The organism is Streptomyces sp. NPDC006510 (assembly GCF_040611955.1).
Classification (GTDB): Bacteria; Actinomycetota; Actinomycetes; order Streptomycetales; family Streptomycetaceae; genus Streptomyces.
In genome coordinates this window covers 1-14048 of sequence record NZ_JBEXPH010000201.1, presented here as the reverse complement: position 1 = coordinate 14048, position 14048 = coordinate 1, and the positions used below count along the sequence as shown (strand labels likewise).

Sequence of the window (14048 nt, the reverse complement as noted above, 5' to 3'; positions counted from 1 at the left end):
CGGGCGCTTCGCCCCGTACCGCCGCACGCGCGGCAGCGGGTCCCGTACCGGGCTGCACGACGGGTGCCGCGGGTGCGGGCGCATGGGCCAGTGCTTCCGGCCCTGGTACGTACCCCATGGCGGGCCCCGGGCCCGTGGTCGCGAAGGAAGCGCCCCGCTCCAGCCGGTCGAGCCGGGCCTGCAGCGAACGCTCGTCGTCAAAGGCCGCGGGCAGCAGCACCCGGGCGCAGATCAGCTCGACCTGGAGCCGCGGCGAGGTCGCCCCGCGCATCTCCGTGAGCCCCTCGTTGACCAGGTCGGCGGCGCGGCTCAGCTCGGCGGCACCGAAGACGGACGCCTGGGCCTGCATCCGCTCGACGACATCGGCGGGGGCGTCGATCAGCCCCTTCTCCCCGGCATCCGGCACAGCGGCCAGGATCACCAGGTCGCGCAGCCGCTCCAGGAGGTCGGCGACGAAGCGGCGCGGGTCGTTGCCACCCTCGATCACCCGGTCCACGACCTCGAACGCCGCGGCCCCGTCGCCCGCCGCGAAGGCGTCCACGATCGAGTCGAGCAGCGAGCCGTCCGTATAGCCGAGCAGCGAGGTCGCCATGGCATATGTCACACCGTCGTCGCCCGCGCCGGCCAGCAGTTGGTCCATCACCGACATCGAGTCACGCACGGACCCGGCCCCGGCCCGCACGACGAGCGGCAGCACGCCGTCCTCGACGGGGCTGTTCTCCTTGCCGCAGACCTCGGCGAGGTACTCGCGCAGCGTCCCCGGCGGCACGAGACGGAACGGGTAGTGGTGCGTACGCGACCGGATGGTGCCGATGACCTTCTCGGGCTCGGTCGTGGCGAAGATGAACTTGAGGTGCTCCGGCGGCTCCTCGACCACCTTCAGCAGGGCGTTGAACCCCGCCGACGTGACCATGTGCGCCTCGTCGATGATGTAGATCTTGTAACGACTCGACGCGGGCCCGAAGAACGCCTTCTCCCGCAGATCACGGGCGTCGTCCACGCCACCGTGCGACGCGGCGTCGATCTCGATGACATCGATCGAACCCGGCCCGTTGCGCGCGAGGTCCCGGCAGGACTGGCACTCCCCGCACGGCGTGGGCGTCGGCCCCTGCTCGCAGTTCAGACAGCGGGCCAGGATGCGCGCGCTGGTCGTCTTGCCACAGCCGCGCGGACCGCTGAAAAGGTACGCGTGATTGACCCGGTTGTTCCGCAGCGCCTGCTGCAGCGGGTCGGTGACATGCTCCTGCCCGATGACCTCGGCGAACGACTCGGGGCGGTAGCGGCGGTACAGCGCAAGGGACGACACACATACGAGGTTATCCGGGCCGACTGACAACCGGCCCCGGACCGGGCGAAGCACCGCCCGGCACTCCCCGGAAACACAAGGGCCCCCCACGCACCCGCCAGAGCCGACCTACCCTTGCTGCCTTCCGGCCCTGGGGGAGTTCAGTCAGATAGCGCCACGTGAGGGGCTGACGCCCACCTTAGCCGATCCCCACCCCTGCCGGTCCACTCCCCCCACCCACCGAAGCCCTCCCGAACGAGCCCGAGGGGAGGCCGGGCGGAACGGGTTCGCGAGCACTCCTCAACGTCTTGTATTGTTTGCCGCGGAGGATTCGCCTAGTGGCCTAGGGCGCACGCTTGGAAAGCGTGTTGGGGGCAACCCCTCACGAGTTCGAATCTCGTATCCTCCGCCATTGCTCTCACCGGGCAATACGTCGAAGGGCCCCACCGCTTGCGGTGGGGCCCTTCGACGTTGGTGGTCTCACTCTTGGTCTCAGTTATTTCCGACATTTAAGACATTTTACCCATACGGCGAACGCGCCCTCTGCCGACAATCAGTGGTCACTCAACGACGCGCGGCCCGGCCTCGGTCAGAGGGGCCCCGAAGCGGTTCTCCTCGTGCCATCAGGCCAGCGGGTAGCCCAGGGCCAGGGCGGCCTTGCGGAACGTCGGCAGACGGTCGGGGGAGACCGCAAGGTGGCGCTCGCCGATTCGGGTACACAGCACGCGCAGGCGGCGGTCGCTGACGATGAGGGCTGCCAGTGTCTCGTCCGCGCATTCGATGAGATGGGTCTGACCTGCATCGCGGAGTCGGCCGGTGCGACGGCCGGTGTCATCGAGCAGGGTAGTGACGGTCTGGGGCACGGGGTGCGAGGCGGCCTGGTCCAGGTAGCCACGGAGCTCGTCGAGGGTGTGCCCGCGGTCGAGGGCGTGCAGAAGAGAAGCGGTGGTGAGCGTCCAGACCCGGTCGGTTTTCCGGTCGGAGAACGCGTCCAGGAGAAGTGTGTCGGCGGAGGGCAGCACGTCGAGGGCGACGATGTCGAAGTTCGCCAGGACGGTGACCCTGCCCGTCGGGACGGTCAAGGCAGCGACCTGGGCGGGGGCGTAGTCGTCCGTGAGGCCGACGGCGTGGGCGCCCAGGGGATTGAGGCGGAGTGCGGACAGGCCGTCGTAGCGGCTGAGCTGGTCGAGGTAGTCGCCACCCCAGTTGTCCCGGTAGTCATCGCGGGCACCCGCAGGGGGAACGTACTCGAGGTCGATGAGACCCAGCGTGGCGGCGTACTCGAAGAGCACCGCCAGGGTGTACCGGCCCTGGAGGAGGGACCAGCCGTGGTGGCCGTCGTAGCCGAGGCTGCCGTATTGCGGATCCTCCAGGTACAGCTTCCACAGGGCGCGTTCACTGCGGTGGACGACTGGATCCAGACCGGCCGCGCGCATGTCAGTGAACAGGCCGTCGATGGACGTCCACTCACCCGGGGTGAGGCCGGCCAGCGCTTGGCCGACGAGCTTGCGGCGCGGTTTGGCGGCGGTCAGGACGTTCGCCGAGCGCTGGCCCTTGATCTCCTCGACACGGGAGAACTCGTCCAGGAGGCTGTTGTTCAGCCAGCGTTGCCACAGCTGAGGAATGGTCAGGTGCGGTGGCCGGGTCAGCGCGGCGCGCCCGCGCGTGGTCGGCACCAGCCGACCGCCGGTGAGCTGGGCGAGGCCGGCTGCCTGGAGCAGCATCGGCCAGGCGAAGGCAGCGATGGCCTCGTGCGGATAGAAGTCGCCGCAGTCCAGGACGTCGGCGACCGCCGAGACGGTGGCGGTGCTGGGGCGGTGGGTCTTTTCGCTGCACCGCAGCTTCTCCGTCATGCACAGGCGCAGCACCGCCAGCAGGTTGGCCTGCGCCTCGTGCTCGGTGTGCCGGACCCGTGGAGCGCCGGTGGGCTCCTGCTGCTGTTCGACCGGTATCACTGTTCGTGTTCCCCGCTGCGTGCCGCTCGCGTCCCGTTCCTACAGATGGGCAACGTAGTCGTAGTTGCCCGGACCGCAGGTGCGCTCGAGGATCTGGACCACCTTGCGCGGGTTGTCGTAGGGGCCGGAGAGGTAGAACGGCTTGCCGTCCCGGCCGAAGCCGATGACGGGCCGGTCGCCGGGCGGGGCACCCAGGTGCACTGCGGCGTCGGCGAAGCCGCCCGCTGGCTCGAAGCCAAGACCGCGGGCGTAGGCGACCGCATCGTGCACGATCGTCTGCGCCTGCTCCACGCCGATCGGCAGAGGCCGGTGATCGAAAGCCGAGTAGTACATCGATGCGTAAGTGGTCAGGGATCCGGACCCCATCGCCTCGGGATCGGTGACGTTCTTGACTCCCAGGCAGTACACGTCCACCAGGAACCCGGTGACGGTCACCCTGCTGGCACGTTCCTGGCGGGCCAGGAGGATCTGGGTGAAGCCGCCTGTGTCCGGGTCCGGCTCCTGGCCGAGAGGGTCGGCCGCCGCCCAGTCCGGGGCTTCGGCCAGGTCCAGTCCCGCGCTCCAGCCCGCGTTGACCCAGCAGCCCACCACCGGCCGCTCATCCGGCGCGACGTTCGCCAGTGCCGCCTCGGCGACCCGTCTGACCAGCGCGGTGGCCTGGGCCGGACGCAGCCCCAGCGCCTTCGCGATCTGCTTCGGCGCGCTGCCGCGCTCCCTCATCTCCCGGACCCGGGCCAGCAGTTCCTCGTCGTACGTGGTCACCGTCACAGTCTGCCACTTCCGTGTCGCCTCATGCGAAGAACAGGGTGCGCCGGCGGTGCTGCCATCCTGGATCGGGGGATACAGGAGACGAGCCGGAACGGGCAGGGCAGCATGGGTGAGTCAGTGGGCAGGACCGTCGAGCAGGTGCGAGCGCTGGTCGGCTGGGTAGGCGCGGGCCGCAAGCTGACCCAGACCGGCCGTATGACGCTTGCCGACGCGCGAGCACTGGTGGAGCTTCTGGACACCGGCGACCGGATGGACCCGGTGATCGGGGACCGTAAGTTCAAGACGAAGTCCAGCGAGGAGCTGTACCACCTCACGCTGCTGGTCGAGTGGGCGAAGGCGGCACGACTGCTGCGGACCGCAGGCGGGCGCCTGTTGCCGGTGAAGAAGAACGCCAAGCTGCTGGACCGCCCCGACGAGCTGCGTGGCGCCCTGTTCTCCGCGCTGCCGCACATCGGCCCGGCCGTGACGGTTTCCGGCTGGCTGGAATCCCTGTTCACGCACGAGTACGACCGGGGCCTGCGTGCGTTGCTGCACGGGCTGTACGCGGCCACGACCCCGGTGCCGCTCAGTGACCTGTACGAGGTGGTGTGGCAGGCGGTCAGCCCGCTGTACGTGCTCGACGACCTGTCTCCCGACCGTCTGGGGCATCTGCGCACCGCCAACGACCACGACGTCCGACGGGTCCTGAAGGCCCTCGCCTCCCTGGGAGCGGTCCATCTCACGGAGGACACCACGGAGTTGACGGCGGACGGCCGCATCGAGACGGCTCGAATGCGCGGCGAGCCCGAGCCCGGCGACGCGGTGTTGCGGATCCTCGTCGAGCTCGCCGACGTGGACGACCCCCGGGTCTGGCGGCAGTTGCTGGTGTCGGCCTCGATCCGCCTGGACCGGCTTCACTCCGTGATCCAGGCCGCGATGGGTTGGCAGAACTGCCACATGCACGCGTTCACCGTCGACGGCGTCCGGTACGGCCGCCCCGGCGGCGAACTCGGCTTCCGCGACGAGCGCACCGCCGCACTGGGCGCCCTGCTCAAGCCGGGTGCCCACTTCGTGTACACGTACGACTTCGGGGACTCCTGGGAGCACCTCATCACCGTGGAGCAGCTCCAGACAGCCACAGCCGGGCTTCACTATCCGCACTGCGTGGACGGTGCCGGGGCGTGCCCGCCCGAGGACTGCGGCGGCAGCCCCGGCTACAGCGATCTCAAAGTGATCCTCGCCGACCCGGCGCATGAAGAACACCACGCCATGCTGGAGTGGCTCGGACTTCGGTCCGCCACGGAATTCGCCCCTGACCGTTTCACGCCGGACGAGGCCAACACGCGGTTGCCGCACCTCACGGCACCATGAAAGACGAGGCGTCCGGCCTCGCAGCCGTTCACGGCCCTGGGTGCTAGACGACTGGTCAACCGGTCCCACCGCGCTCGGGCAAGGACGTACGGATCGACCTTCCGTCCCCGGCGTTCGGCTCTTGGGCATCGACTACACGGCGACGAGGCGCACTCTGTCGCCGCAGAGCTTCGTCATGTCGTCGATGTCCGAGGTGAGTATGACGACCGGGCGGCGCTGACGCAGCGCCATCTCGGCCACGGCGGCGTCGATGGCGTATTTGTGACCATGCAGCCCGGCGTTGATCAGCATGGCTGAGGCGGCCTTGGCCTCCTCGTCGCCGATGTGCACGATCCGCACGCCGGACAGGACCCAGGCGAGCCGCGCCTTGTCGGTCCGGCGATGCACCCCTTGGTTGATGGTGAGTGCGGTGATGACCACCTCCATGCCCCGCCTGCGGGCTTCGGCGATGAGGGCGACGACGGGCTCGTGATCACTGACGAGCTTCGACAGGCCCTCGCAGTCGAGAACGAGGGTGCCATCGTGACTCAGCTTGCGGCGAGCCACTGCCCCTCCTCGGCGAACAGGCCGAGTGCGCCGACGACGCTCACCGCCGCGACCAGCACGAAGCCTCCGGCGATCAGGATCGGCCCCCGCCTGCGCCGTCGTGTTCCCGGCCGGTCGGTGTACGCCTCCGCCGCCCCGACATCGTCGTCCGTCATCTGAACCCCACCCACGTCATTCGCCACCCCCCAGCCACGCACGTCCTCTCAGCCCTTCGGCGAGGGGGCGTCGGCCGGGATCCCGATGATCGAGGCGCACTCCCGTGCGGCCCGCTTGCCGTCGGCCGACGTGGAGTCCCAGGTGACGTCGCGGAAATGGCCGGTCTCGTCGGTGTCGGGGAAGTCCGGGGCGCCGTTCTCCTGCATGCACTTCGCGTACTTCTGGTTCTTGGCGATCTCCGCCTTGGACAGCTCGGGCTGCTGCCCCTTCTCCACGCTCTCCGGAACCGGCAGCACCTGGTCCGCACACTTCTCCTGGGCCCTCAACGCGGTCGGGTCCTTCTTCTACTTCGAAGCGTCGCCGAGGTCCACCTTGCCCTTGGCGTCCGGGTCAGGCGCGTCGAACACGGCGTCGCGCAGGCACCCGACCCACTTGCGCTGCCCCTCGACGTACTCGGACAGCTCGCTCGACGCCCGCTTCGAGGCGCTGGCGGTCGGCTTGCCGCTGTCGGCGGAGGCCACCTCGCCGCCCTTGTCGTCGCTGCCACCGCAGCCGGTCACCGTCATCGCCACCACGACCACCGCTCCGACCAGGAACCGGCCCCCGAACCACCGACGCGCACTCATCCCCAAGAGCTCCTTACGTAACCGCCGTTGCGCCCGGACCCGCTGTATCCGGAACGCGACGACCGTACGAGGACCTCTTTGAAGAACCTATGAAGAAGCCATCAAGAACCCATCCGGGTACGAGGGCGGGCCCCAGGCCGAACTCCCGCTGGGCTGTGACCGACACATGCCGCCGCCACTCTCTGCTCGGGAGCAGAGCTCTCGGTCTCACCGGCCGAGCTGCACCAGCTGATCAACCAGGCCATCCAGGCCGGCTGCGCAGCCGCTCTGCACGACGTACGCGACGGCGACTTCGACGACGACATCCGGGAATGGCGCCCCGACCACTCACGGAGTAGGACCGGGTCAGGAAGGCCCAGCGCGGCCGCCCCCTGGTGGCCCGTACGACCGGATGAACGCCGTCCGGGGGAAACAAGCGGCTATGGGCTCCTTCGTGGGGGCACACATGCAGTCCCCGGTAGTCCTTCTCGGTTCCGAGGACTTCCAGCCGTCACTGAAAGCTCCGGACCCGGAGGATCTGCCGGGGGCCTGGCCAGAGCCAACGAGTGGGTCACTCGGCTCGACGGACGTCTCCATCGGCGGTGCGGCTCGCTCTGGTTTTCTGGTGTATTGACGATTCTCCTCCCAATTTCGCCCCGGTCAAGAGGTTCGCCACCTCTTTCTGTTAAATGTCCTGATGCCGGTGATCAGGGATTCCGGCACACCCCGGTCCGGGGGCCATGTGATCACCGTCACCCGATTTCTTCGGGTCCGGTGTCGTCCGGACGGGGGGTGCCTGGCGTATGCCCGGTGAGACCGAGGAGATCCAGGAGTTTTTTGTTGACCGTCGAGGAGTTCGAAGAGTTCTACGCGCAGACGGCTGCCCGGCTGACGGGGCAGTTGTTCGTGATGCTCGGCGACCAGCACGAAGCGCAGGACGTGGTGCAGGAAGCGTTCATCAAGGGCTGGAGCCGGCGGCGTCAGCTCGACCGTGACGGGCAGCCCGAGGCGTGGATCCGTACCGTCGCCTGGCGGCTGGCGGTGAGCCGGTGGCGGGGGCGGCGCCGTGCGGCGGATGCCTGGCAGCGCAGTGGTGCCCCGCCCCATACGGAGGCGCCCGGACCGGAGACGGTGGCCCTGGTGGAGGCGCTGCGGGGGCTGCCGTCCAAACAGCGGCGCACGCTGGCGCTGCACTACGTCTGCGATCTGTCCGTCGAACAGATCGCCGCGGAGACCGGCCTGGCGGCCAGCACCGTCAAGACCCATCTGGCCCGGGGCCGGGCCACGCTCTCTCATCGTCTGCAGGATCCGCGTACCGAGGAGGGGCCCTGTGTCTGAATCCCACGACCCACTGAGGTCCCTGTTCAAGGAAGCCGCCGCCGTCGGCCAGTCGCAGGCACGTTCCGCTCCGGCCTCGTTCATCACCGAGCGCGGGGAACGAGTGCGCAGGCGCCGGATCGTCGCGCTGGCCGTCGGGGCCTGTCTGATCTTCTCGGGCACGGGCGCCGCCGTGGCCTCGCTGGTGCCGGACAGCACGGGCACCACCGTCCCCGCCAACACGCCGTCGCCCGTTCCCTCGCCCCGGCTCTCCCCCTCGCCGAAATCCTTGCCCTCCTTGCCCTCCTCGTCCTCCTCGTCCTCCTCGCCTTCCTCGCCCGCTTCTCGCCGGACGAGTTCGCCGCCGTCGGGCACCCCCTCCTCCGGCTCGTCGACGTCACCGACCACCCCGGGCGAGAGCCCATCGACCACACCGACCACGCCCCGCGGGAGCGTCACCCTCCCGCCTCCCTGACCTTCCCGGCCTCTCCGGCCACTCCCGCCCGACGTCCGGCTCCCGTGCCCCTGGTGGCACCTGCCCGAGCCATTCGGTGTGCGCTGAATCGACCCAGGAGATCGTGTTGTGAGCCTTTCGACCCCCCAACGGCACCGCGAGCATCCGCCCGTCCGGGCCAGGACCGCTCCCGGGCCGCCCCGCGACGCCCCAACGCCGGGCGCGAAGCCCTTCGCCCGGCTGCTGTTCCGGCTCGGGCCCGCCGACCGCGAGGTCCTCTGGCTCTATCTGCTGACCCGGGCGGGCATCTGGACCACCGCCTACTGCACCCGCTGGCTGTTCCCCGACGACCACGAGACCCGTCACGCCGCCTCGGTCCTCTCGTCGTGGCAGCGGTGGGACTGGTGGCACTACCTGCACATAGCCCAGCAGGGCTACTTCCCGGGTCAGAGCGGTCCCTGGACACCCGACTGGGACAACAGGGAGGCCTTCTTCCCCGGCTTCCCGTTCCTGCTGCGGGCCGTACACACCGTCGTCCCGAGCTGGCCGGCGGCCGGTGCGCTGATATCCCTCGTCGCCGGTGGCGTCGCCGTGCTGGCCCTGGCCCGTATCGCCCGGCTGTACCTGCCGCAGGCCGACGCCGGTCCGCGCGCGGCCCTGTTCTTCCTGCTCTCGCCCTGTGCGGTCTTCCTGGCCGCCGGCTACACCGAGGCGCTCTTCCTCGCCCTGGCCCTGCCCGCCTGGCTGGCCGCCCAGCGGCTCAACTGGCCGCTCGCGGCCGTTCTGACCTGCCTGGCCACCACCGTCCGGGTCAGCGGCCTCTTCCTCGCCGCGGCCCTCGCGGTCCACTTCCTGGTCACCGCGCGCACCGCCGCCGACTGGCGCCGTCTGCCCTGGCTGGCGCTGCCCGCCCTGCCGCCGTTCCTCTACAGCTGGTACCTGCACGCGCACACCGCCGACTGGATGGCCTGGAAGCACGCCGAGGAACGTGGCTGGTACCGCGATTTCCATGCCCCCTGGGAAGCCTGGAAGAACACCTGGCACGCCGCCTTCGGACACTCCCAGGCCACTGGGTACGCCCTGATGTCCCAGGCCGAACTCCTCACCATGCTGATCGGCATCGTCCTGTGCGGCCTGCTGGTCCGGCGTCGGCGGTGGGCCGAGGCCACGTACATCGGCCTCAGCCTGTGGGCCCTGGGCACCTCCTACTGGTACACCTCCATGCCCCGCGCGACGCTCCTGTGGTGGCCGCTGTGGACCGGTCTCGCCGCCTGGAGCCTGCGAAGGCCCCGCGTCAAGACCGCCTACCTCACCGTCGCGGCCCCCCTGATGACCGTCTTCGCCATCACCTTCCTCTCCGGGCGGTGGGCCGGCTGACCGGCCGGCCCACCGCCCGGGTCGGCCGTGGTTCTTCCGGAACCGGCAGTGGTGATCCCGGGCGAAGTCCGCGCGCCCCCAGATGTCCGGGGCCGGCGTCCGTACGTACCCGTCCGCGCCGCGGAAACCGGGCCGGTCCGTCCGGCCGGAGTCGGCGAAGCCCACCCAGGTGCTGATCACCGGTCCCCGAACTCCGCACGTACGGCGGGCTCGTACCCGAACCCTTCATGACGAGCGGCGTCGCCCGGTCCGCGCCGGCCTTCCCCTGTGGGCCCCGGTCGTCAGCCTCCACGTTCTCGTGGCCGGCGCCGCGAACCCGCCGGTCCGGCGATAACTCCATCGGTCCGCCTGTGCTCGCGGATCCGGAACGGCCCTCGCACGCTGAGGCGGGGATACCGCGGGGGTACTACTTGGAAGGACGGCCCATCGATGAGGCTTGTCGTCGATCTCAACCGGTGCCAGGGGTACGCACAGTGCGCCTTCCTGGCACCCGATGTCTTCGCCATGCACGGCGAGGAATCCCTGTTGTACAACCCGCACGCCGACAAGGCGCAGCGCGAGCAGGTGCTGCGCGCCACCGCCGCGTGTCCGGTGCAGGCCATCCTGGTGGAGGACCCGGACGACGCACCGGCCGCGGTGGAAGAGGGGCTGTCCGGTGTCCGGTGACGGTGACGGCGCTCTGGAGTGGCTGAGGCGCGAGGGGCGGATCGTGATCGTCGGCGCCTCCCTGGCCGGCCTCCGGGCCGCGGAGACCCTGCGGCAGGAGGGCTTCACCGGTTCACTCACGCTGATCGGTGACGAGCCCCATGAGCCGTACGACCGTCCGCCGCTCTCCAAGCAGGTCCTGCTGGGCCACGCGTCCGCCGATCGCACCGAGCTGCCCCGGCGGAACGGGCTCGACGCGCGCTGGCGGCTCGGAACCGCCGCCACCGGGCTGGACATGGCGGCCAGGCGGGTGCGGCTGGCCGACGGCGACGAGGTGGAGTACGACCGGCTGCTGATCACGACCGGTGTACGTGCCCGGCCGTGGCCGCACCAGGCGGAGGCCGAGCTGGACGGGGTCTTCGTACTGCGCACCCGCGACGACGCGGCCCGCCTCCAGCGGCGACTGGCGGCGTCGCCCCGCCGGGTCCTCGTCATCGGCGCGGGCTTCACCGGCTCGGAGATCGCTTCGGCCTGCCGCGAGCGCGGACTGCCGGTGACCGTCGCCGAACGCGGGCCGGCGCCCCTGGTGGGCGCGCTCGGCGGGGTGATCGGCCAGGTGGCCGCGGAACTCCAGCGCGAGCACGGGGTGGACCTGCGCTGCGGGATCATGGTCACCGGGCTGGAGGGCGACTCGGCGGGCCGGCTGCGGCGTGCCCATCTGTCCGACGGCACCACCATCGACGCGGATGTCGCCGTCGTCTCGCTCGGCGCGACGCGGAACACCGAATGGCTGGCCGGATCCGGGCTCGGCGCCGGTCCGCGCGGAATCGCCTGCGACGCGGGATGCCGGGCCTTCGACGTCCGCGGCATCGTGACCGACGACATCTTCGTCGCCGGTGATGTCGCACGGTCCCCGCACGCGCTCTTCGGGTACCAGTTCCTCTCCCTGGAGCACTGGGGCAATGCTGTCGTGCAGGCCGCGACCGCGGCGCACAACATGATCAGCAGCAGTTCCGAGCGCCGCCCGCACCTGTGGGTGCCGGCCTTCTGGTCCTCCCAGTTCGGGGTCAACATCAAGTCGGTCGGCGTCCCGTCCCTGGGCGAGGAGATCATCGTCGCCCAGGGCTCACTCGCCGAGCGCCGCTTCACCGGCGTGTACGGATACCAGGGCCGGGTCATCGCCGCGGTCTCCTTCGACCAGACGAAGTGGCTGGAGTTCTACCAGCGGCAGATCGAATCGGCGGCTCCGTTCCCCCCGGAGTACTCCTCGGTGGACCGCCGCCCCGAAGGTCTGCGGCCGGTCCCGGCCGACTTCCCGGACCCCTCACTGCCCACCCACGGGCCGTCCGTCACCGTCAGCGGCTACTCGCCGACGGACCAGCGGATCACCTTCACCCCCGCCCGGTTCTGACCACCGCCGGGTTCGCGCCCCGGCCCGGGAACGACCGCTGCCCCCACGTCCGTCACGGACGCCACCGAGAACGCCAGCAAGGACCGCCACCATGACGCAAGACACGCTCCTGCGGCAGATCGTCGACTACGCCAACCGCGCCGACCCGTACCCCCTGTACGCCGAGCTCCGCAAGACGCCGGTGCGTCAGGAGGGCGACGAGCTGTTCGTCGTCAGCACGTACTGGGAGATCAAGAGTCTGCTGCACGATCCGCGGATCAGCTCGGACGCCCGCAACCTCTCCCCCAGTGCCGCCGGCACCCTGCTCCAGGAGGAAGAGGCCTCGCCGCTGCCGCCCGCCTTCCTCAGGCTGGACCCTCCCGAGCACGACCGGCTGCGCCGTATGACCATGCGCCCGTTCGGGCCGCCGGAATCGCCCCGGCACGTGTACGACATGCGCGGCGAACTGGCCCGGATCGTCGCCGACCTCATCGACGGTTTCGGGGACCGGAAGCAGGTCGACATCGTCGACGACTTCTCGTACCCCTTCCCCGTCACCGTGATCTGCCGGCTGCTGGGCATTCCGCGCGAGGACGAGGAACGCTTCCACTCCTGGGCCGACACCATCGCCGCCGGCCTCGACCCGGACCCGGACCAGGACCCCGGCGAGCGCCGCCGCGCCACCCAGGAGGCCCGCACCGAGCTGGGGATGTACCTGTCCGGGCTGATCGACGAACGCAGCGGGGCGCCCGGCGACGACATGCTCTCCGCGCTGGTCACCCAGCACGGCGCGGACGGTCGGATGACCCGGATGGAAGTGCTCAGCACCGCCGCCCTGCTCCTGATCGCCGGTCACGAGACCACGGTCAACCTCATCACCAACGGGACGCTCACCCTGCTGCGCAACCCCGACGTCCTCGAACGGCTGGGCAACGACCCCGGGCTGGCCGTCCCGCTCGTGGAGGAGCTCCTGCGCTTCGAGCCCCCCGTGCAGTTGCTGCCGCAGCGCACCACCCTCGCGGACATCGACATCGCCGGCACCACCATCCCCAAGGGCGCCTCCGTCTGGCTCGTCCTGGCCTCCGGCAACCGGGACCCGAAACGGTTCCCCGACCCCGACCGCTTCGACCCCGACCGGCAGGACATCCAGCATCTCGGCTTCGGCAGCGGCATCCACAACTGCTTCGGCGCACCCCTCGCACGGCTGGAGGCACAGCTCGCCCTGGCCGCGCTCGCCCGCAGGCTCGACGGCCCGCGCCTGGTGGAGGACCCACCCCCGTACCGGCAGAACGCCGTGCTGCGCGGGCCCCGTCATCTGAACGTCGCGTTCGACGGCCTCGGTTCCTGGAGCCGGTCGTCCGGAACATGATGGGTGGATGCCGACGCACGAACCGGACCGGCGCGACACCGGGCCCTCGCTGGAGCAGATCCTCGGGCTGATCGCCCCCGGGATGCTCGATGTCGTCGTGGCGCCGCGCGGCACCGGTGTGCCGGTGGCCGATGTGGTGCTGCACGACCCCGGCGAGGAGCGCGACGACGGTACGTGGGCGGCGTCCGGGCTGATCCTGCTCGCGATCGGTGTGGAGGTCGCCTCGCCCGAGGCGGTCGATGTGCTGCGCGGTGCCGACCGGGCCGGGGCGGCGGCCGTGGTGATGCGGCGGGGCGGCCGGGGGCCGCGGGCCGCGCTGGTGGAGGCGGCGGGCCAAGGGCGTACGGCGCTGCTGACCCGGCGGCCGGGGCAGGGGTGGACGGAGGTGCTGGGGCAGTTGCGGACCGCTCTGGTGCACAGCGCCCCGGCCGGGGTGGCGGGGCTGCGGCTCGGCGATCTGTCCGGGCTGGCCAATACGGTGGCGGACCTGGTCGGCGGAGCCATCACGATCGAGGATCCGCAGTCGCGGGTGCTGGCCTATTCGCGACTGGACCACGAACCCGATCCGATGCGCCGGTTGACGATCCTGGGCCAGGAGGTCCCCCGCTGGCGGGTCCTCGAACTCCGCGAGAGCGGCTTCTTCCAGGCGCTGTGGAGCACCGACGGTGTGGTGCGGCTGCCCGCCGACGACCGGTACGCCGAGCGGCTGGCCATCGCGGTGCGCCACGGGTCCGAGGTGCTCGGGTCCATCTGGGCCGCCGCCGACGGGCGGCCGCTCGCCGAGGACGCGGCGGGCAGCCGCACCACACCGTCGGTGCTCCACAGCGCCTG

14 protein-coding genes, 1 tRNA gene, 1 other RNA gene and 1 pseudogene are annotated in these 14048 nt (G+C 70.6%); 9 read left to right on the top strand and 8 right to left on the bottom strand.

All coding sequences use genetic code 11. The features are described from left to right. The coding region (locus ABZY11_RS36860; protein ID WP_356483342.1) for a DNA polymerase III subunit gamma and tau at window positions 1–1306 on the bottom strand (1306 nt) is incomplete at its 3' end. Window positions 1307–1380: 74 nt separating this feature from the next. Beyond that, window positions 1381–1477: signal recognition particle sRNA small type (ffs, locus tag ABZY11_RS36855), an RNA gene on the bottom strand. 132 nt (window positions 1478–1609) lie between these two features. On the opposite strand from ffs, the gene ABZY11_RS36850 reads away from it, so the two are divergent. Next, window positions 1610–1697, top strand: a tRNA-Ser gene (locus ABZY11_RS36850). A 211-nt stretch (window positions 1698–1908) separates the two neighbouring features. On the opposite strand, the gene ABZY11_RS36845 is transcribed toward ABZY11_RS36850, so the two are convergent. Continuing rightward, window positions 1909–3240 (bottom strand): helicase-associated domain-containing protein, encoded by a 1332-nt coding sequence (locus ABZY11_RS36845; RefSeq protein ID WP_356483341.1) that lies wholly within the window; start codon window positions 3238–3240, stop codon window positions 1909–1911. Between the two features lie 39 nt (window positions 3241–3279). Further along, window positions 3280–4002, bottom strand: a complete 723-nt coding sequence (locus ABZY11_RS36840; protein ID WP_356483340.1) for a hypothetical protein — start codon at window positions 4000–4002, stop codon at window positions 3280–3282. Window positions 4003–4113: 111 nt separating this feature from the next. Here ABZY11_RS36840 and ABZY11_RS36835 point away from each other — a divergent pair, with 111 nt between their 5' ends. After that, window positions 4114–5358 (top strand): plasmid pRiA4b ORF-3 family protein, encoded by a 1245-nt coding sequence (locus ABZY11_RS36835; RefSeq protein WP_356483339.1) that lies wholly within the window; start codon window positions 4114–4116, stop codon window positions 5356–5358. A 132-nt stretch (window positions 5359–5490) separates the two neighbouring features. On the opposite strand, the gene ABZY11_RS36830 is transcribed toward ABZY11_RS36835, so the two are convergent. The 4 genes from ABZY11_RS36830 to ABZY11_RS36815 are packed head-to-tail and all read right to left on the bottom strand — an operon-like array spanning window position 5491 to window position 6686. Further along, window positions 5491–5904: a DNA-binding protein gene (locus ABZY11_RS36830; protein WP_356483338.1), complete on the bottom strand. Its 414-nt coding sequence runs from the start codon at window positions 5902–5904 to the stop codon at window positions 5491–5493. Beyond that, window positions 5886–6059, bottom strand: a complete 174-nt coding sequence (locus ABZY11_RS36825) for a hypothetical protein (protein ID WP_356483337.1) — start codon at window positions 6057–6059, stop codon at window positions 5886–5888. Before ABZY11_RS36825 ends, ABZY11_RS36830 begins: the two co-directional genes overlap by 19 nt. Before the next feature lie 48 nt (window positions 6060–6107). Then, the gene (locus tag ABZY11_RS36820) at window positions 6108–6386 is read right to left on the bottom strand and encodes a hypothetical protein (protein WP_356483336.1); all 279 of its coding nucleotides are present in this window, start codon (window positions 6384–6386) and stop codon (window positions 6108–6110) included. An 18-nt stretch (window positions 6387–6404) separates the two neighbouring features. Next, complete coding sequence (locus ABZY11_RS36815) at window positions 6405–6686, bottom strand: hypothetical protein (protein ID WP_356483335.1); 282 nt, start codon at window positions 6684–6686, stop codon at window positions 6405–6407. An 819-nt stretch (window positions 6687–7505) separates the two neighbouring features. On the opposite strand from ABZY11_RS36815, the gene ABZY11_RS36810 reads away from it, so the two are divergent. The 7 genes and pseudogenes from ABZY11_RS36810 to ABZY11_RS36780 form a co-directional block, all read left to right on the top strand. After that, window positions 7506–8003, top strand: coding sequence for a SigE family RNA polymerase sigma factor (locus tag ABZY11_RS36810; protein WP_356483334.1), 498 nt, complete (start codon window positions 7506–7508; stop codon window positions 8001–8003). Continuing rightward, window positions 7996–8457, top strand: coding sequence for a hypothetical protein (locus ABZY11_RS36805; RefSeq protein ID WP_356483333.1), 462 nt, complete (start codon window positions 7996–7998; stop codon window positions 8455–8457). The genes ABZY11_RS36810 and ABZY11_RS36805 overlap by 8 nt, the downstream gene beginning before the upstream one ends. Before the next feature lie 219 nt (window positions 8458–8676). Next, entirely contained in the window at window positions 8677–9813 is a 1137-nt protein-coding gene (locus ABZY11_RS36800; RefSeq protein ID WP_356483343.1) for a mannosyltransferase family protein, read from the top strand. Window positions 9814–10242: 429 nt separating this feature from the next. Beyond that, window positions 10243–10479, top strand: a complete 237-nt coding sequence (locus ABZY11_RS36795; protein WP_356483332.1) for a ferredoxin — start codon at window positions 10243–10245, stop codon at window positions 10477–10479. Then, window positions 10469–11869, top strand: a complete 1401-nt coding sequence (locus ABZY11_RS36790; protein ID WP_356483331.1) for an FAD-dependent oxidoreductase — start codon at window positions 10469–10471, stop codon at window positions 11867–11869. Before ABZY11_RS36795 ends, ABZY11_RS36790 begins: the two co-directional genes overlap by 11 nt. Window positions 11870–11960: 91 nt before the next feature. After that, window positions 11961–13217 carry a cytochrome P450 gene (locus tag ABZY11_RS36785; RefSeq protein WP_356483330.1) on the top strand — a complete coding sequence of 419 codons (1257 nt, stop codon included), beginning with the start codon at window positions 11961–11963 and terminating at the stop codon, window positions 13215–13217. Between the two features lie 7 nt (window positions 13218–13224). Continuing rightward, window positions 13225–14048, top strand: a pseudogene (locus tag ABZY11_RS36780) (PucR family transcriptional regulator); the annotation flags it as partial.

Bases quoted from the DNA above. Each gene is read 5' to 3' on its own strand.
- ABZY11_RS36835 (WP_356483339.1), top strand. From the start codon at position 4,114: ATGGGTGAGTCAGTGGGCAGGACCGTCGAGCAGGTGCGAGCGCTGGTC.
- ABZY11_RS36825 (WP_356483337.1), bottom strand. From the start codon at position 6,059: ATGACGGACGACGATGTCGGGGCGGCGGAGGCGTACACCGACCGGCCG.
- ABZY11_RS36815 (WP_356483335.1), bottom strand. From the start codon at position 6,686: ATGAGTGCGCGTCGGTGGTTCGGGGGCCGGTTCCTGGTCGGAGCGGTG.
- ABZY11_RS36795 (WP_356483332.1), top strand. From the start codon at position 10,243: ATGAGGCTTGTCGTCGATCTCAACCGGTGCCAGGGGTACGCACAGTGC.
- ABZY11_RS36785 (WP_356483330.1), top strand. From the start codon at position 11,961: ATGACGCAAGACACGCTCCTGCGGCAGATCGTCGACTACGCCAACCGC.